At 32.7% G+C, this 19,313-nt stretch carries 18 protein-coding genes; 1 reads left to right on the top strand and 17 read right to left on the bottom strand.

Annotated elements, in window-relative coordinates:
• Positions 1-40: 40 nt before the first annotated feature.
• The 6 genes from tuf to rpsO all read right to left on the bottom strand — a co-directional run bounded on the left by tuf (position 41) and on the right by rpsO (position 6,571).
• On the bottom strand, positions 41-1,228 hold the full coding sequence (gene tuf / locus FC80_RS04800; RefSeq protein WP_057828996.1) for an elongation factor Tu: 1,188 nt from the start codon (positions 1,226-1,228) through the stop codon (positions 41-43).
• A 192-nt stretch (positions 1,229-1,420) separates the two neighbouring features.
• Positions 1,421-2,326, bottom strand: a complete 906-nt coding sequence (locus FC80_RS04795; protein ID WP_057828995.1) for a hypothetical protein — start codon at positions 2,324-2,326, stop codon at positions 1,421-1,423.
• Between the two features lie 131 nt (positions 2,327-2,457).
• Positions 2,458-4,146, bottom strand: coding sequence for a ribonuclease J (locus tag FC80_RS04790; protein ID WP_057828994.1), 1,689 nt, complete (start codon positions 4,144-4,146; stop codon positions 2,458-2,460).
• Between the two features lie 15 nt (positions 4,147-4,161).
• The gene (gene dapA, locus FC80_RS04785) at positions 4,162-5,034 is read right to left on the bottom strand and encodes a 4-hydroxy-tetrahydrodipicolinate synthase (protein WP_057828993.1); all 873 of its coding nucleotides are present in this window, start codon (positions 5,032-5,034) and stop codon (positions 4,162-4,164) included.
• A gap of 15 nt (positions 5,035-5,049) precedes the next feature.
• Entirely contained in the window at positions 5,050-6,099 is a 1,050-nt protein-coding gene (locus FC80_RS04780) for an aspartate-semialdehyde dehydrogenase (protein WP_057828992.1), read from the bottom strand.
• Positions 6,100-6,301: 202 nt separating this feature from the next.
• Positions 6,302-6,571, bottom strand: coding sequence for a 30S ribosomal protein S15 (rpsO, locus tag FC80_RS04775; RefSeq protein WP_057828991.1), 270 nt, complete (start codon positions 6,569-6,571; stop codon positions 6,302-6,304).
• A gap of 275 nt (positions 6,572-6,846) precedes the next feature.
• Between rpsO and rpsT the strand changes: the two genes are divergently transcribed.
• Positions 6,847-7,101 (top strand): 30S ribosomal protein S20, encoded by a 255-nt coding sequence (gene rpsT, locus FC80_RS04770; RefSeq protein WP_057828990.1) that lies wholly within the window; start codon positions 6,847-6,849, stop codon positions 7,099-7,101.
• 89 nt (positions 7,102-7,190) lie between these two features.
• On the opposite strand, the gene holA is transcribed toward rpsT, so the two are convergent.
• The 11 genes from holA to FC80_RS04715 all read right to left on the bottom strand — a co-directional run bounded on the left by holA (position 7,191) and on the right by FC80_RS04715 (position 19,312).
• Positions 7,191-8,213, bottom strand: coding sequence for a DNA polymerase III subunit delta (gene holA / locus FC80_RS04765; protein WP_057828989.1), 1,023 nt, complete (start codon positions 8,211-8,213; stop codon positions 7,191-7,193).
• Entirely contained in the window at positions 8,210-10,462 is a 2,253-nt protein-coding gene (locus FC80_RS04760; protein WP_057828988.1) for a DNA internalization-related competence protein ComEC/Rec2, read from the bottom strand. The genes holA and FC80_RS04760 overlap by 4 nt, the downstream gene beginning before the upstream one ends.
• Positions 10,463-10,470: 8 nt before the next feature.
• A complete protein-coding gene (locus tag FC80_RS04755; RefSeq protein ID WP_057828987.1) occupies positions 10,471-10,968 on the bottom strand; it encodes a ComE operon protein 2 in 498 nt (165 codons plus the stop codon).
• 82 nt (positions 10,969-11,050) lie between these two features.
• Positions 11,051-11,761 carry a helix-hairpin-helix domain-containing protein gene (locus FC80_RS04750; RefSeq protein WP_057828986.1) on the bottom strand — a complete coding sequence of 237 codons (711 nt, stop codon included), beginning with the start codon at positions 11,759-11,761 and terminating at the stop codon, positions 11,051-11,053.
• A 205-nt stretch (positions 11,762-11,966) separates the two neighbouring features.
• Positions 11,967-12,335, bottom strand: a complete 369-nt coding sequence (locus FC80_RS04745) for a DUF1304 domain-containing protein (RefSeq protein WP_057828985.1) — start codon at positions 12,333-12,335, stop codon at positions 11,967-11,969.
• Between the two features lie 20 nt (positions 12,336-12,355).
• A complete protein-coding gene (locus FC80_RS04740; protein WP_057828984.1) occupies positions 12,356-13,390 on the bottom strand; it encodes a SepM family pheromone-processing serine protease in 1,035 nt (344 codons plus the stop codon).
• On the bottom strand, positions 13,387-13,863 hold the full coding sequence (gene coaD, locus FC80_RS04735; protein ID WP_057828983.1) for a pantetheine-phosphate adenylyltransferase: 477 nt from the start codon (positions 13,861-13,863) through the stop codon (positions 13,387-13,389). Before coaD ends, FC80_RS04740 begins: the two co-directional genes overlap by 4 nt.
• A gap of 3 nt (positions 13,864-13,866) precedes the next feature.
• On the bottom strand, positions 13,867-14,424 hold the full coding sequence (rsmD, locus tag FC80_RS04730) for a 16S rRNA (guanine(966)-N(2))-methyltransferase RsmD (RefSeq protein ID WP_057828982.1): 558 nt from the start codon (positions 14,422-14,424) through the stop codon (positions 13,867-13,869).
• 4 nt (positions 14,425-14,428) lie between these two features.
• Positions 14,429-14,731: a YlbG family protein gene (locus FC80_RS04725; RefSeq protein WP_057828981.1), complete on the bottom strand. Its 303-nt coding sequence runs from the start codon at positions 14,729-14,731 to the stop codon at positions 14,429-14,431.
• A complete protein-coding gene (locus FC80_RS04720) occupies positions 14,731-15,873 on the bottom strand; it encodes a CAP-associated domain-containing protein (RefSeq protein WP_057828980.1) in 1,143 nt (380 codons plus the stop codon). The genes FC80_RS04725 and FC80_RS04720 overlap by 1 nt, the downstream gene beginning before the upstream one ends.
• A 10-nt stretch (positions 15,874-15,883) precedes the next feature.
• Positions 15,884-19,312 (bottom strand): pyruvate carboxylase, encoded by a 3,429-nt coding sequence (locus tag FC80_RS04715; protein WP_057828979.1) that lies wholly within the window; start codon positions 19,310-19,312, stop codon positions 15,884-15,886.
• Position 19,313: the final 1 nt, after the last annotated feature.

The raw sequence follows: 19,313 nt of genomic DNA, 5'->3' as shown, positions 1-19,313 counted from the left end.
CTAAAAAAAAAACCCGGAATAATCCGAGTTTTCATAGAAATTAATCGTCAATTTCTGAAACAACACCAGCACCAACAGTACGGCCACCTTCACGAACTGTGAATTTAAGACCTTTTTCGATGGCAACAGGAGCAATCAATTCAACTGTAAATGTAACGTTATCACCAGGCATAACCATTTCTACACCTTCTGGTAATTCAATAACACCTGTAACATCAGTTGTATGGAAGTAGAATTGAGGACGATAGTTTGAGAAGAATGGAGTATGACGTCCACCTTCTTCTTTACTCAAGACATAAACTTCACCCTTGAATTTCTTATGAGTCTTGATTGAACCAGGAGCAGCAATAACTTGTCCACGTTCGATTTGATCACGGTTTACACCACGAAGCAATGCACCAATGTTATCTCCAGCTTCACCTTCATCAAGAGTCTTACGGAACATTTCAAGACCAGTAACTGTTGTCTTCAATGGTTCTTCTCTCAACCCAACGACTTCAACTTCATCACCGACTTTAACAATACCACGATCAATACGACCAGAAGCAACAGTACCACGACCAGTAATCGTAAATACATCTTCAACAGGCATCAAGAATGGTTTGTCAGTAGGACGAACTGGAGTTGGGATATATTCATCAACTGTATCCATTAATTCTTCAATCTTAGCAACAGCATCTGCATCGCCTTCAAGTGCTTTAAGTGCTGAACCACGGATAACAGGAATATCATCACCAGGGAAATCATATTCGCTTAATAATTCACGAACTTCCATTTCAACTAAGTCCAATAATTCTTCATCATCAACCAAGTCACACTTGTTTAAGAATACAATAAGGTATTCAACACCAACCTGACGTGCAAGCAAGATATGTTCACGTGTCTGTGGCATAGGACCATCTGTTGCAGCAACAACAAGGATAGCACCATCCATTTGAGCAGCACCAGTAATCATGTTTTTAACGTAATCAGCATGTCCTGGAGCATCAATATGAGCATAGTGACGTTTTTCTGTCTCATACTCGATATGTGCAGTATTGATTGTAATACCACGTTCACGTTCCTCTGGAGCTGCATCGATTGTTGCAAAATCTTGTTGTTCTGCCAAACCTTTGTCAGCTAAAACCTTTGAAATTGCAGCAGTTAAAGTTGTTTTCCCATGATCAACGTGTCCAATTGTACCGATGTTTACATGGGGTTTTGTTCTTTCGTAATGTTCTTTTGCCATTAATACGAACCTCCTGTAGTTTTGCAAGAAAAATCCGCAACAAATATTAGTTTGCTGATAATCCTTTAAGTTTTATTATACTACTTCTATGCAAAAATACCAAGACTTTTAGTACCTTGCAAAGAAGAATTCTTAAGCTATTATATAGATACGCAACGCGTTTGTAAATACCTATTCCAAAATAAGATTCTATTAGGGCATATTTTTTTTAATATTCCAACTTACCATTATATCTTCTAAAGATTTTGCAAGAACTTGGTCTTTTGGCAAAGTATCTTCAAAATTGTCTAATAAAAATATTTTTCTCCAGTTTCTAACATCACTAATAATTAATTCTTCAAATGGGTATAATAATCTCAATTTAAGTTTGACTTCATTCCAAATTAACAAATTACCATCATCATTTTGTCTTGAAAGAATTTCATGTTTCAATGCAGCGTACACTGAAGTTTGTTCAAATTCATGAAGCTTTGCTGGAATTAATTTAGTGATTTGATTATCTATAGATAAATAATTTATTTCCTGTTCATCTTCCAATTCTCTAAGATCATCTAAAATACTAATTCTAATGAATTGATGAACATTTTCATCACTTAATATTTTCCTTGCAACCCGCTTAAATATTTTCAAAGGCAATCCATAACTTTCTTGAAGTATCTTTTTTTGTAAATAAGTTTCTTGTAGACCACAATATTTTAATTTCTTGGCTAAATTTTCCGAATCGAGCTTACTTATTTTATTTTCTTCGTTTACTATAATATCCAAAAAAAATTTTTTTTCATTTACAGTCATATAATTCTTTATATTCAAATATAATTTATGAGCCCCAATACCGTTTTTTGACTTAACCGTTGCTACTAATAATGATTTTAATTTTTCGTTATCTTTTATATATTCAACCAGATATTCTTGTGCCAAGCGACATGCTTCCTTAAAATCCTTTTGCCTATAACAAGCCTCAAAAAGAAAATAATTTGTTCTGAAATTTTTTTTTTCAAGATAACATTCTGAAAATAGGTCCTGAGCTTTTCTATAATTTTTTTTTTCTAAACAGTTCATTCCTTCAGAAAAAAAAATTTGATAGTCTTGCTCATTCATTTAAAATCACCTCCATAAAAAGAAATCTAGGTCAAAAATTATACTCTGACCTAGACAATCATTATTCCTTTCAAACAAATTTAAACAATAACCTTGAATAAATTAATGATAATATTCCGATTAGACACATATTATTTCTTCTTTGAAAAGTGTCTATGCTGATTTATTTCCATAATTACTGGTAAAATCACAGGATGTCTCTTAGTATGTTCATACAAAAAACGATTGAGTTGGTCACGGACATCTTGTTTTAAATGTCCCCAATCAAATTCTTTATTATCCAAATTTTTTTGAACAACATCTACAACAATTGCAGAACTCTCAGCAATCATATCACGAGAAGTTTTCACATATACAAACCCTCTTGAAGTTATTTGAGGTGTTTCAACAATTTTTTTCTTTCGCCTATCAATTGTTACAACTGCAATAAAAACTCCATCTTCAGATAGAATTTTTCGATCGCGTAAAACAATATTTCCAATATCACCAACACCACTTCCATCAATAAGTGTATTCCCAACTTCAATAGAGCTCGCTAGTAATAATTTATCATGATCGTACTCTATAACATCGCCTTTTGAAGTAATAAAGATATTGTCTTTTTGTACGCCTATCTCTTGCGCGCATCTACTATTTGCAGCTAATAAACGATATTCACCTTGCACAGGTATAACATACTTAGGTTTAAGTAAATTCATCATCAACTGCAAATCAGTTCTGCTTGCATGCCCTGATGAATTCAACTCATCTGAGATAGCTTTAACATCTGCGCCAGCTCGATAAATCATGTTTCTTGTTTTGGCAACTGATGTTTCCATTGCATGTGATGGCGTAGTTGTAATGAAAACTAAATCTCCTTCTTTTAAAGAAACCATTTTATGTTTACCTAACGCCATTTTTTGTAAGGATTTCAGGGGCTCACCTGATCGACCTGTTTCAAGAATTATTAAATTTTCATCCGCAATCTTCTCAATAGAAGAAAATGAAACTAATAAGTCATCATTTGGCAAATGTAACTTTTCTAATCTCAATGCTGTATTCACAATTTCTTCAGCATCATGACCTGTTAAAACTATTTTCCGATTGTTTTGTGCCGCAGCATCAAAAACTTGTTGTAATCTCATAATATTTGAAGCCACACAAGCAACTACAATTCTACCTTTGTGATATTCAAAATTTTCATTGATAAATTCAAATATCTCATGCTCTGCAACTGGGGCATTTGGATTTTCTGCATTTGCAGAATCACTCAGTAGAGCCAAAACTCCACTTTTTCCAATTTCAGCAAGTCTACCAAAATCTGTACAATATCCATTAGTTGCGGTCTGATCGAACTTAAAATCACCTGTATATACGATACTTCCCTTATTAGTCTTTACAACTATTCCACAAGATTCCGGAATAGAATGCGTGGTTTTAAAAAAACTAATCGTAGCATTTTGAAAATCAATTTCTGTTTTATCATCAATTACATGGAAATCTTCAAAATTTTCAGTTTTTTCTTCATCATGCACCGTTATTTTTGCTAATTCAATTGTTAACTCGGTTCCAAAAACAGGAACATCAAATTCACTTAGAAAATACGGTAAGGCACCGATTGCATCGGCATGCCCGTGTGTTAGAAAAACTCCAACAATTTTATGTGCATTTTCTCTTAAATAACTAAAATCAGGAATAACTGTATCAATACCCAACAATCCATTTTCTGGATATTTTAACCCACAATCCAAAATAAATATTTCATCACTCACTTCAACGACATACATATTTTTAGCATTTTCACGTATTCCTCCGAGTGGGATGATTTTTATATCACTCATACTTTCACCTCTCTTTTAAATATGCAATTTCTTGACTAATTGTTTTTCTTGTTCCTTTGACAATTCTAAAATTGGAAGGCGACATCCGCCGACACTAATTCCCTTGTAATTAAGAATTGCTTTCACCGGGCTTGGGGAAGGTGCACTAAATATTGCCTTAATATTAGGTGTTAGTTCACGCATCACTGCTCCCGCTTCTTTATAATTCCCCTGATCCACTAGGGAGTACATCCGAGCTATTTCGTTGCCATAAATATGTGATGCTACCGAAATAACGCCCTTAGCTCCAATAGTCTTTGCAGCCAATGCATCTGCATCTTCACCTGTATATGTCAAAAAATCAGAAGATGTCTTTGCAACAATCTGACTCAAATTAACATTTCCAGTACAATCCTTAATCCCAATAATATTTTTTTCTTTTGACAAAACAGCAATTGTTTCCACATCCATAGTAACACCTGTTCTACCTGGAATGTTATACATAACTATCGGTAATTTACTTGCATCTGCAACTGCCCTAAAATGTGCTATCATACCATCTTGATTAGGCTTGTTATAATATGGAACTACTACTAAGGCTGCATCTACACCTTTTATCTGTGAAACTTCATTGGTGAATTCAATTGTTTGAGCTGTATTATTAGAACCGGTACCCGCAATTATTGGAACCCTACCATTAACAAACTCAACAGTTCTTTTGATTAACTCGATTTTTTCAAGCTTTGTCAATGTAGGTGCCTCACCAGTTGTTCCTGAAACAAGAATTCCTTTTGTTCCAGAACTTAACAACTCGTCAATTAAAATTTTAAGACTCTTATAGTTTATTTGACCATTATCACCAAATGGTGTAACCATGGCTGTAATGATTTCAGCATCATCAAATTTCATTATTTCAACCCCTAATTAATTTGGAACTCGCATTAAACCAAGCGCATGAAGCCTTTCTGCAATTTGAACAGAATTCCAAGCAGCTCCCTTTAACAAGTTATCAGAAACACAATATAAATGGAAAGAATTAGCTTGTTCTTCATCAGCTCTAACTCTCCCTACAAATGTTTCCTTCTTTCCCTCCGCGTTAACAGCTTGTGGGTAGATTTGGTTTTTAGGATCATCTTCTAGAACAACACCAGGTGCTGTTTTTAAAATTTTTTTTATTTTTTCTACATCTGCGCCACTTTTCTCTAATTCAAACCAAACAGTCTCTGAATGCGCAACTGCAACAGGCACTCGAACACAAGTGGCAGTTACTTGAATATCTTGATCATTCATAATTTTTTTTGTTTCGTGAATCATCTTCCATTCTTCGTGCGTATAGCCATCTTCTTCAAAAACATCAATTTGAGCAAGTGGATTAAATGCTATTTGATAATGTTTTTTATCACCAGAAACTGGAAGAATTTGTGGTTCATAGTCTTTCCCTTCCAAAACAGCCTTTGTCTCGTCATGTAACTCTTGAATTGCTCTATTGCCTGCACCAGAGACTGCCTGCATTGTAGTAACAATAACTTTTTTTAATCCGTAAATTTTGCGGAGTGGTTCTAAAGCAACAACCATTTGAATTGTTGAACAATTAGGATTAGCAATCAACCCCTTGTGTTCATATAGAGCATCTTCATTAACTTCTGGAACAACTAATGGAACTCCCTGTTCCATCCTAAATGCACTAGTATTATCAACTACAACTGCCCCACGTCTAACAGCCTCAGGAGCAAATCTTTTTGATACACCACCGCCTGCCGAAAAAAGAGCCAAATCTATTCCTTCAAAAGAATCAGGGACAAGTTCTTCAACAATTATGTCCTCATCTTTAAATTTTAGTTTTTTCCCAGCAGATCTTTTTGAAGCTAAATATTTAACATTTTTAATGGGTAATTCCGACTCTTCTAGCATCTGAATCATCCGGGTACCCACAGCACCCGTTGCACCAACAACAGCAACATTATATCCGTCCATATGAAAAACCTTCTTTTTTTCTTATTGAAACACAATTATACCATATTTAAAATACTAATTGTGCTTTTATAAAACATCCTATTGTTTCTTTTTTCATCATTTTATCATTTAAATTCTACTTTTGCTTAATTTTTATACAAAAAAAGAAAGTTTCCGAAAATCTTCTTCAAGACAACGGGAACTTTCTAATATTATTTGTAAATTAACGACGTAAGCCAAGACTCTTAATTAATTCACGATAACGTTGTACATCCTTAGCACGTAAATATGCTAACAAGTTACGACGATGCCCAATTTTCTTCATCAAACCACGTTGAGAAGCATAATCCTTCTTATGTGAACGGATATGATCATTAAGCTCATTAATATCAAATGTTAAAACAGCTATTTGAACTTCTGCAGAACCTGTGTCACCTTCATGACGTGCATACTTCTGCATAATTTCAGTTTTCTTTTCTTTCGAAATTGCCATATTACTTTTCCCACCTTCCATATCATAAATACCGCTATCCCGGAATAACGTTGGTGAGCATCGTTACTCTGAGTACAGGGTACTGTGCCAAAGCACTAGTCAATAGTATACACGTACTACATCGTAATTGCAATTCTTATATTCAACTTGTTAGTCAAGTGAATTTCCTTGACACTTTTTCACTTTTTTATTGCAATGTTCCATGAGCTCTTGTATAATAGCCTATGTTGAATATTTTATGATGCCAGTATGGAATCTATGTGGAGGTGAAATCTTTGCCAATTATCAAATCAGCTATTAAGCGTGTTACAACAAACGAAAAAGCTAATGCTCGTAACTCTTCTAAACTTAGTTCAATGCGTACTGCAGTTAAAAAGTTTGAAAATGCAAAAACTACAGGTGCTGAAAACGTTGAAGAATTATATAAAGCAGCTATCAAAGCTGTTGACCAAGCTAAATCAAAGGGTTTAATTAAAGCAAATAAGGCAGCTCGAGACAAGTCAAGACTTTCAGCTCGTTTTGCAAAATAATAAAAAAGCTATTTCGAAATTGAAATAGCTTTTTTTATATTTCTAATATAATTTTTTTCTTTGAGTTAAAGTAAATATCACCATATATATTATTTTCTTGAAAAAAAACCTAACATAAATAACTGAAATAACTTACGCGCGTCTTTTTGTGAAGACTTCATTTGTTCCTCTAGTTTGACCAATCCTAAATATTTTAAACTTAGAAAGTCTTGCCTATATTTTTTGCAACTTTGTAAGGCTAATTTTACTCTATACGGATGAACTTTTAATACACTCGCAATATTGCCTTGAACATACCCATGGCTTTGTAATATTTGTACTTGCAGAAGTAACCTGATTTGTCCAATCAAAATTGCATTAATTTTCAATGGTTCTTCATGTTGTAAAATTAAGTCATTATACATTTCTATAGCTTCCGTAATTTTATCAGTCAATACTAAATTACCTAGGTCAAAAATGTTCTGTTCAAGAGTTTGCGTAACCATTCTATTTACCATTTCTTCAGTAATTTTTTTTGTTTCATTAGCTAGAAGGGTTAATTTTGAAATTTCATTTAATAATAGCGACATCTTTCCTTCAGTTCTAATTTTTAATAATTCATATGCATTTTTTGTAATCGTACACCCCTTTTCTGCAATTAATCTTTTAACTTCTTTTAACGTATCTTCATCTGAAACATAGCCACTCTCAATTAAAGTTGCACTTTTCAACAGTTGCTTACTTATTTTTTTTCTTTCGTCTAGCTTTTCATATGGTGCAATCACCAAAAAAATTGTAGTAGGTTCCGGATTAGCAACATAGTTTATCAAGTCATCTATATTTTGATCTAATTTGCTTTTTTTACTCTCCGTAGTTAAAAAAACCGGATGCTTTATAATTATTAATTTTCTTTCACCAAAAAAAGGAGCAGAAACAGCATCATTTAAAGCATCACTTATAAAATTGCTTTCCATATCATATTGTCCAATATTCATTGCTCTTTCTTCTTCGGGTATACATTGTACAAAAGCTTTAACTACTTTATCTTGAATATAGTCTTCTTTGCCTAAAACAAGGTAGATATTGTCAAAATTATTCTGCTTTATGTTGGCAAATAGTTCATCCATTTTCATTTTATTACACCATTTCCCTTCAAAAGAGTCTCAACTTTTACTTCATGATTTCCAGTGGGTAAAATTTTTATCATACCTACTTCTGCAGTATTGACATATGGAACATGATAACCATTCAAAGTTTCCAAAGTTTCAACATTTGGATGCCCATACCTATTATTTCTACCTGCTGAAATTATTGCAAATTTTGGTTTTAGTTGCTCAACATATTCTTTTGCTGTTGATGTTTTACTTCCATGATGCCCCGTTTTAAGGATGTCAGCCTTTAACAATTTATTCTTTTTTATTACTTCTTTTTCCCCTGCTTGATCTAAATCTCCGCTTATAATAAAGGAAACCCCACTTAATTTAAAAGTAACGGTAATTGAATCTTTATTTTCTCCATTACCTTGGCCGAAAGGATGCAAGATTTTAAACAGTCCAATTCGCTTTACTTTAACTGTAGAAATAGGATGTACATTTTCTTTTTTTACAGCAGAATTATTCAATCTTATCACAAAAGATGCTAACTTCTCCATCCCATCTGGTACAAAAAGATTGTCAATTTTAATTTTTTTTGAAAATGTAGGAAAATTACCAACATGATCTGTATCTTGATGTGTCAAAAAGAGATTGTCAATTTCACTGATACCCTTACTTAATAAATAATTTGCAATAATCGTTTCTCCTGTAGTTTTTGATTCCCTTTTTCTCCATTCTTCATTGTTAAAACTTATTTTTCCACCAGTATCAATCAAAGTAATCTTTTTATTAAATTTTTCGACAATTAAAGTACTATCACCTTGCCCAATATCAAAATAAATAACTTGTTCATTTAGGGGATACCTAATTATTATTGCACAAAGAATAAAAGAAATTAAAATATACAAAAATAACTTGTATCTACCCTTTTTTCTTTCTAAAAGTAAAAATAAAATACTCCAAAAAACAACAAAGAATAGTGGTGGTTTACCATAGTTCCAAGTAAATGGTAAAGAACTTAAAAAATTAAAAATTGCAGTAAAACCGACTAAAATTTTATTACAGAAAAAAGTAAGTATTGGTATTGTTGACCCAATAATAACAGCTGGAATAATTAGCCACTCAAAAAAAGGGATAATTCCGATTGACAAAAAAGCTGTTAACCAGTTCCATTCATATGTATTCCACAATACGATTGGAATACTATATATTGTTAATTTTAACCCCAAATAAACAGGACCTTTTTCCTTATTAATTAATAATATAAATGTCAGTAAATAACTGAGTTGTGCCCCCATTGAAAAAATAATGCCCGGGCACAAATACAAATTAGTTATCAGCACACATGATTCCGCTGTAATTCCTGAAAGTTTTGTTTTAAAAATGGACTGATTGGCAATTATTAGCCAACTCATCATCACAGCTCGAACTAAGCTAGCCGATGAACCACCAATTATTAGGTATAGGGGCAATACTAGTAATAAAACAAAAGAACATATCTCATCAGATACATGAAGTTTTGTGAACAACCATCTAATTGCAATAATGATATAAAAAACATGCATTCCTGACAAACTAAAGAGATATAATAAACCTAATTTATTGATAATATCAATTTGACCATTAAAATCCGAATCATAGTATCCAATCAGTAATAATTGACAGTATCCTGAAAGAGGTTGCTGTATTTTTCCAAAATAATCAATTAAATATTTTCGTATATTATGAATAAATGAAAGTAGTGAACTTTTTCGTAAATTGTTTTGGTAGTTCTCTACTTCTTTCAAATCAGAAATGTATACTGTATTTGCAATATTTTTAGATCTTAGAAACTGACGATAGTCAAATTGATTCTCATTTGTAAAACTATCAGGTTGTTTTATTTCTCCGGAGAACAAAAAAATAGCTGTTTTTTTGTTCTCCAAAAATAAATTTTTTTCATTCTTAGACTTAAATTTATAAGAAAATTGGACAATTTGTTTTCCTTCAATCCAGGTTGCCGGAAATTTTAATAAATCTCCATCTATTTGCCACTGATCCGGATAAATTTCACAATGCTGTTGTGAAATTAAAATTTTGCTTTCAATTGACTGCGCATCAATTTTTTTTTGCCACATTGAAACCATATATAACGAAAATAATACAAAAACTACCCATGCACAAAAAAAAGAACGGTCTTTAATTGTAATTATTCTAAAAAAAAGAATTAAAGCAATTACTACTACAATCCAATTAAAAGAAAGCTTTAAAAAGCAAAGAACAACTGCAGTTACTGCAAAAAGAAAAATATAATTTTTTATGAATTCAACTCTCTTATATTCTCAAAAAGAGAATCATTTGCGACTTTTTGCAAATAAGCTGCATCTAATTTTACCTGTTGGACATCAACATTCTTTAATTTCATCAACTTCAAAGCATATTCATCATTATGATAATTTCTTAAGTAAAAGAGCTTTTTTATACCTGCTTGTAACAACATTTTTGTACATTGCAAACAAGGAAAATCAGTTACATATACCTCTGCGTTTTCAGTTGCAACTCCAAATTTTGCACATTGCAAGACAGCATTCATTTCAGCATGAATAGTTCTCACGCAGTGCCCATCTACTAAATAGCATTGATGATCAATACAATGTACATCACCAGATACAGAGCCATTATATCCTCCAGCAATAACTCTCTTATCGCGTACAAGTATTGCCCCAACTGATAATCTTTCACATGTACTACGCAAAGATAATAAAACAGCTTGCATCATAAAATATTGATCCCATGGGATTCTTTTATCTTTCATACTCTCACCCTTCAATAATTAATTAGTTGATTTATTTTAATACTATATCAGAATCAAATTTTCAGCAATACTGAGTAATTTATCAAGATCCCAATTTCAGATACATCTGAAACTTCTCATATGTTTTATCACCAATTCCAGAGATATCTTTTAATTCATCAAGTTGATTGAATCTTCCATGTTCAGTCCGATAGTTAATTATTTGTTCTGCTTTTTTTTCACCAATTCCTGGAATGTTTTCCAATTCTTCTTTTGTGACTTTGTTTATATCATATTTTTCCATGCCTGCTTCGCTAACTGATTGTGCATCACTATTATTAGACTCATTTAACGAATTGCCAGAATTACCAGTCTCAGCTTGTACGGTAGTCAATAATGAATTCGAATATTCACCCTTAAAGGGAATATAGACAATGGATTGGTCTTTTAAAATCAAAGCAAGATTTATCTGATTATTATCTGCATTTTCCAGTATTCCTCCCGCCATTTTTATTGCTTCATCCACACGGGAATCGTTATTCAATGTATATAATCCTGGATATTTTACTGCACCTTTTACATCAACTGAAATTTTTTTTACAGAATTCTTACTTGTTCCATAACCGGTAGACATAGTTATAGAACTCAAATTATTTCTGGAACTGCTCAATGAAAAATTAAATTCCTTAGTTTCACCAATAGTATTAAATTTCAAAAAATATGCAATCGTTAACCCACTTAAAACTAAAAAAACAGAAATTGCTATCATAAAAAGTTTCTTGTTTTCATCCCAAAGCTCATATAGTTTATTCAAATATCCTCCCTCCTCTAATTATAAATACGCAAAAACTTATACCTGATAAATTACTAGGCTCTAAATTTCATAAATTAGCAAAAACTAAAAAAGACTAGGTCAAAAATTTGTTTTCGACCTAGTCTTTACTTTATTGATATAAATATACTTAAATTACTAGTTTTTTCCATTTTTTTTGATTCACAGAATTAAATCAAAAAACCACTTATGAAAAAAAGAGAGCTATTAACGCCAAAATTGCTGGTAAACCCTGTGAAACTATAATCTTAGGATTAGCTGTAATGGACCCGTAAATTGCAGCGATGACAACAAAACCTACAAATAAAAGCACTCCACTAAAAACAGCATTACTTGGAAACATCAAAAGCACAACTAGTATCCCAATACCTATAAATCCGTTGTATAATCCTTGATTCGCCATTGCTACTTTAGTTTCCTTTTGTGCCAAATATTCTCGTGACAAATTAAACGCTTTTTGTGCAAATTTTGTTTGTGCTCCAAACATCTCTAATAACATTATAAAAAGTGCCTCAAGAGCCACAAATACGACTAAGATATAACTTAGGATACTCATTTTTTACCTCTTCCAAAGAATTACTTATTTCTTAAATATGAAATTGCTTCATTTATATTTTTGACAGGGATTACTTTAATTTTTAAATTATCTTTTTCCACCGTCTCTTTTGCTTCATCGTAATTAGATAATGCGGTCGGATCTGCCTTTTTCTCTGCTTTAGATACTGGATTATTAGGCGCAAAAAAGACTGTTGCACCTGCACGACTAGCAGCAACAACTTTTTTATCAATTCCGCCAATATCTCCAACTTTCCCATTACTTGAAATAGTTCCAGTTCCCGCAATATTCCTACCTGCCTTCAAGTCCACATTTGCAACTTGAGAATACATCTGTAATGAAAGCATCAACCCTGCAGAAGGGCCACCTATCCCCTCCATATTTGCTCTGATTTTAGTAGGACTTTTTACCTTCGTTTTTTCAGCTAATGATATTCCTATTCCACTTCTATTTGTTCCAATTAATGTAACTGTTTTTCCATTCGCTTTCTTCTGTTTTCCATCTCTTAAATAAGTAATTTCAATTGGAGAGCCCTTTTTTTGTGCTTTCACGTATTTCATAAAGCCTTCAGTACTATCAAAATGTCGATTATTAACAGCAACAATCGTATCACCAACTTTAAGTTTACCTTTAAAAGTGGAATTCTTTAAAATTGACATCACATATATACCTAGGTACACCCGTTTATACTTTTTATGTGCTAATTTCAAAGAGATTGCTTTTGCTTGATTTACTGCATCAGTCATATAGTAAGATTGTACTTTATCAAATTCAGCGTTTGTTTCACCACCTGAAATCTCACTTGCAGGAACTCTAGAAGTATACTTATCAAGAAAACTTGTTACATATAGTATCGGAGTAGCTTTTTGTAAGCTTACATAAGTCAACATTAATTTACCTTTAGACTCGTCTGTTCTACCTTTAACTGTAACATAATCAGCAACATTGATAGCTTTTCCAACGCTTTCTAAATAAACTGGCAATGGTAATAAACAAACAACTGCTAATAAAATAACTCCCAAAAAAGCATAAGCATAAATTTTAAATTTTTTCATCTTAATTTGTCCTTTAAAACTCTTTCAACATTTTTTGGTACCATTCCACTTAAGTCACCACCAAATTTTGCAACTTCCTTAATCAAACTTGATGAAATATGCTCATATTCTTTTGAAGTCGGGAAAAAAATAGTATCTATTCCAGGATTTAACCTTTTATTAATAGCAGCAATATCCGTTTCGTATATAAAGTCATGGGTATTTCTAAGTCCTCTAATTAATATATGAGCATTTAAATCTCGCATTACCTCAACTGTTAAAATATTTTCACGTGATTCCACAGAAACATTTGTAATATCTTGAATTTCATGCTTAATTAAACTTACTCGTTCATTACTCGAAAAAAGGCCTATTTTACTAGTATTTGTCATCACTATAATAACCAACTCATCAAAAATTGATGAAGCTCTCTTGATTAAATCAATATGACCACATGTAATTGGATCAAAACTTCCTGGAAAGATTGCACGCATTCCCTATTCACCCCTGTACTGATAAACTATCACTTCTGTTATTCCATAATCAGCCCGTCTTTTTAATTCAAAGTTTAAAATATTATCAGTCAGATGTGCGTCTTGATCAGTCTCACAAACAACTATAGCATCCTTATTAAGCAAATTTAAACTTACTATTCTTGACAACAGTAACATAATTTTTTGTTCTTTATATGGTGGATCTAAAAAAAGATAATCAATCTTAATCTTTTCGTTGTGTAATTTTTCCAGTATTCTTTCTGCATCATTTTTAAAAACAGAAAACTTATTAGGCTCTTTAGTAATTTCAATATTTTCATTTATTGTTCTGATTGCCTGATACTGTCGATCTACCAAATAGGCATGGTCCACGCCTCTAGAAACGGCCTCAATACTTAAACCACCACTTCCTGCAAACAAGTCCAGACTAACACCTCCAGAAAAATAAGGTCCGATTATATTAAACATTGATTCTTTAACTTTATCAGTTGTTGGCCTTGTTTTCATACCTGGAACTGCCTTCAACCTTCTTCCACCATAAACACCCGCTATAACTCTCATATTCTCACTCTTTATTATCTTTATATTTCTCGCGATCTTCATCAGTTAGCTTGTACATTTTACTAACAGTTTCCGCAAAATCTATTTCAACATCTGGTAACGGTGAAACCATTACCCTTTTAACATAGCGCATCCTTGACAATTGACTAATTGTTTCTGAAACTTTGATTCTATCAGTATATAAAACAACATATTTCATCTTTCTTGAAACATAGTGAATCGTTCCAAACTTACGTAATTGTCTGCTATTCTTTAAATGATACAAATAGACTATTACTCCTTGACGTTCATTTATTTCTAAACTCATCAGTTACCACCTTTGTTAATGATTATGACCAATAGTCCTTGGTCGTATGCAATTCCAATCTTTTTAGTCCCAGAAGCAACCATACTATCCCAAACATTTTGTTGTAATTTTCTATTCTCAAAAAAAGTAGTCGCGCTATAGAAAGGAAAAATGACGTGAATTTCAAAGCTTTTAGAATTTAGCTTAGCATCATTATAAATTTTATTTGAAAAGCCATTCTCATCCAAATTCAAAAACTTTTTTTGCCCTACATCTCCACTTAAAACATCTGATAACAGATTGGCATCTCCAACTTTTAAATACCGTTTTGGATTTTTATTAAGCAAGCTAACTATACTACTTGCACTTTGATTCAATATCTCATCTGATGATAAAACTGTGTTCGCCAAAATTCTTCTTTTGACATTAATTAATTGTAACAAATCAAAAGGCACCATTGTATCTAATTGTTCCCAATTTGTTTCTCCTTGATATTGTGCAGGAATTGGTGTCCTAGAAACAATTCGATAGATATTTTTTTTCAATAGCATATCAGTATTCAAAAACTCCAAAGCCATTACTTTTTTTGAATTAGGTTGCAGATATGATATTACATAGCTACCGTTTGAAAAGCCAATCAATGGATGGTTATTTAAATCATTTTCAGAAAGTTCAAATTGAAATTTTTCTTCACTATATGCAACTTCAAAATTAGCATATAAAGTGGATATTTTCACTAATTGTTTCAAAGACATCCCAATTTTAAATTTTGATTTAACACTAGGTATATTGCCGACAACAACAATCGAACAAACCTTCTGTGTATACTCATCAATTCCTACTTTTAGATAATTAACCGAATCAACATTGTATAAGAGCCATCTAACATTTATTGCACTATCCATAACCGCTTGGGGCTCTCCAAATTCTTTTTCAAATTGAGTAATATTCATCCCAATATAATTGGCAAACCCCTGTGCTTTGATACGCATAATTTTTGGCGTAGTTAATCTAACTTTTCCATGAACTTTTTCTGTAATTCTGTGGTGTTCGTTTTTTGTATCATTATCAGTATATATAGCATTACCATACATTATAACTAAAGATAAAAATACAATTATTATAAAATTTCTAAACGTGCGCAAAACTAATTTTTTTCTCATCTACTATTTACTAACTTTTTACAGGATCAATTTCAATCAATAAATCTTGTGTTTCTAAAATATCGCCCGCTTTAACATAAATATGAGTAATTTTTCCATTAGTTGGGGCTTTTATTGTTGTTTCCATCTTCATTGCCTCAGTTACTATTAGTGGCTCACCTTTACTAACAATTTGTCCTTTTGTTACCAAAACACTTAATACTGATCCATTTAATGTTGCCCCAATATGTTTGGGATTTGTCGGTTCGGCTTTCAGAATTTTTTTTATCTTACCTTTCTTACTCTTATCTTGAATTACAATTTGTTGATCTTGACCATTAACAATGAAATACAAAACTCTCTTGCCATCTTCATCAGCTTCTCCTATGGATGCCAATTTAACAATCAAAATTTGTCCTTTACCTTGCTCTATATGCACTGTTTCTTCAGTACGCATTCCTTGATAAAAAGTGGTTGTATCAAGTGACGATAAATCACCAAAATTTTCGATTGCACTAGCATAGTCAACAAAAACATCAGGGTAGAGTAAATAACTCAATAGCTCTTCTTCTGTAGGTAAATGTTTTAGTTTGTCTCTCAACTCAAGATTTTTCTCACCAAAATTAACTGTTTTTGCTAGACTACCCGGTCGCACCGTTATGGGCTTCCGATCTTTTAGAACAATTTGTTGGAGTTTTTTTGGAAAGCCTCCAACGGGTTGTCCCAAATCACCTGCAAAAAAGTTAACAACAGATTCTGGAAAATCAAGCATCTGACCACGCTCAAAAATATTATTTGAGTCTAACTTATTTTGAATCATAAAAATTGCAAAATCACCAACTACTTTTGAACTCGGGGTTACTTTTACAATATCGCCTAATAATTCATTTACTTCTTTGTAAGTTTTTTTAACTTCCTCAAAATCCTTTATGCCTAAAGCTTTGGCCTGTTGTTGCAAATTAGAATATTGCCCACCTGGCATCTCTGTCTCATAAATGTCCGTTTGTGGAGCAGTAATTCCATTCATGAAATCTTGATAAATAGGTTTGATACCTAACCAATAACGATTAATCTTTTCTACATTTTCAATATCTAAATCAGGCTGCCTTTTATTACCTGATAAAGCATAAAATAAACTACTCATACTTGGTTGACTAGTTGTACCTGATAGCGCACTCGCAGCTACATCAACAATATCTACACCAGCACGAGCAGCTTGTAAATATGTAGCAATCGCATTTCCAGTTGTATCGTGCGTATGCAAATGAATTGGCACATCTACTTCTTCTTTTAAAGTTGAAATCAATTCAAATGCTGCTTGTGTTTTAAGTAAACCTGCCATATCTTTAATTCCAATTATTTGTGAACCGGCAGAGACCAAATCTTTTGCAAGTGTGCGATAGTAATTTAGGTCATATTTATTTTCTGCAGTATTTAAGATATCCCCCGTGTAACACATTGTACCTTCAGCAATCTTTCCAGTATCTCTAACGAACTGTATACTTTTTTCCATTTGTGTTACCCAATTTAAACTATCAAAAATTCGAAAAACATCAATTCCATCTGATGCACTTTTCTTAATAAATCGTTGTAAAACATTATCAGGATAGTTTTTGTACCCCACAGCGTTAGATCCTCTAAACAACATCTGTAATAATGTGTTTGGCATTGCGTTTCGTATTTTCTTCAATCTTTCCCATGGATCTTCATCTAAGAAACGATATGCTACATCAAAGGTTGCTCCTCCCCAAACCTCTGCAGAAAATATATTTGGAAGAGCATTATCAAAGACTTGAGCAACAGGTAACATATCCTTAGTGCGCATTCTTGTTGCAAAAAGACTTTGGTGTGCATCTCTCATCGAAGTATCTGTTAACAATAGCTTAGACTGTTCTTTTACCCAATCCATTGCTGCAACTGCGCCATTCTTATCAAGGATATTTTTTGCATTTTCTTTTCGCGAAGACACTGCAAAATTGTCTATTAACTCTATTTTGGGGACAAAAACTTTTTCATGTCTTTGTGCGCCTGGAAAACCGTTGACAGTAATATCACCAATATACTTGAGTAATTGGTTAGGTGTATTCTTAAGATGGGTCAGATGAAAAAGCTCTGGCGTAGAATCAATAAAAGTTGTATCTGCTTTCCCAGAAATAAAGTCAGGATGATTAATAACATTTCGCATAAACGGGATATTTGTCTTAATCCCCCGGATTCTAAATTCATCAAGAACTCTATTCATTTTCAAAACTGCACCATTAAAAGTTCGTGACTGGACACATGCTTTTACTAATAAAGAATCAAAATATGGACTAATTACAGCACCCGCATATGCATTCCCACCATCTAACCGCACTCCAAAACCACCCGGTGAACGATAAGTTTCAATCTTACCAGTATCAGGCATAAAATTATTTTCTGGATCTTCTGTTGTTACACGGCATTGAATTGCAAAACCATGATAATTCATTTTATCTTGGCGTGGAATTTCTAAATCTAAAAATAAATCTGCACCTGCAGCAATCTGGATTTGTGACTGTACAATATCGATACCCGTTATCATCTCAGTAATTGTATGTTCAACCTGTACACGTGGATTAACTTCAATAAAGTAAAAATTCGTATCTGTAACAAGAAATTCAACAGTTCCCGCATTTTGATAGTTAACACTCTTCATTAAAGAAATTGCAGCCTCACAAATTTCCATGCGCCTTGCCTTATTCAATGAACTAGGAGCAACCTCAATAACTTTTTGGTGCCTTCTTTGAACAGAACAATCACGCTCAAATAAATGAACAACATTACCATGTTTGTCCGCTAAAATCTGTACTTCAATATGTTTAGGATTTTTTAAGTATTTCTCAATATATAATTCTTCATCCCCAAAAGCTTGCTTTGCCTCACTTTGAGCCCTATTAAAACTTTCTTCGATTTCTGACTCATCACTTATAATTCTCATTCCACGGCCACCACCACCTAAGGCCGCTTTCACCATAATAGGGTACCCATGCTCCGCAGTAAATAATTTCACTTCTTCTAAAGTATGAACTGGTCCATCACTACCTGGAATTGTTTGTAAACCTGCTTTATGTGCCGCCTCTTTTGCTTTTACTTTGTCTCCAAAAGTTGCTAATTGGGCTTTAGTAGGACCAATAAATATGATACCTGCAGCCTCACATTTTTCAGCAAAGAGTTCATTTTCAGCCAGAAAACCGTAACCCGGATGAATTGCATCTACCTCAGTTTCTTTTGCTACTCTAATAATATCGTCCATATCTAGATAGGCTTCAATTGGTTTCTTACCTTCACCTACCTGATATGCCTCATCAGCTTTAAAACGATGAACAGAGAATTCATCTTCTTTTGCATAAATCGCAACTGTTTTTATTTTAAGCTCTTGGCATGCACGAATGATTCGAATCGCAATTTCGCCACGGTTTGCAATTAATATTTTTTTCATC

The organism is Liquorilactobacillus cacaonum DSM 21116, assembly GCF_001436735.1.
GTDB lineage: Bacteria > Bacillota > Bacilli > Lactobacillales > Lactobacillaceae > Liquorilactobacillus > Liquorilactobacillus cacaonum.
Note: the sequence above shows the minus strand (reverse complement) of the source record. Positions and strands in the feature narration are given on the sequence as shown.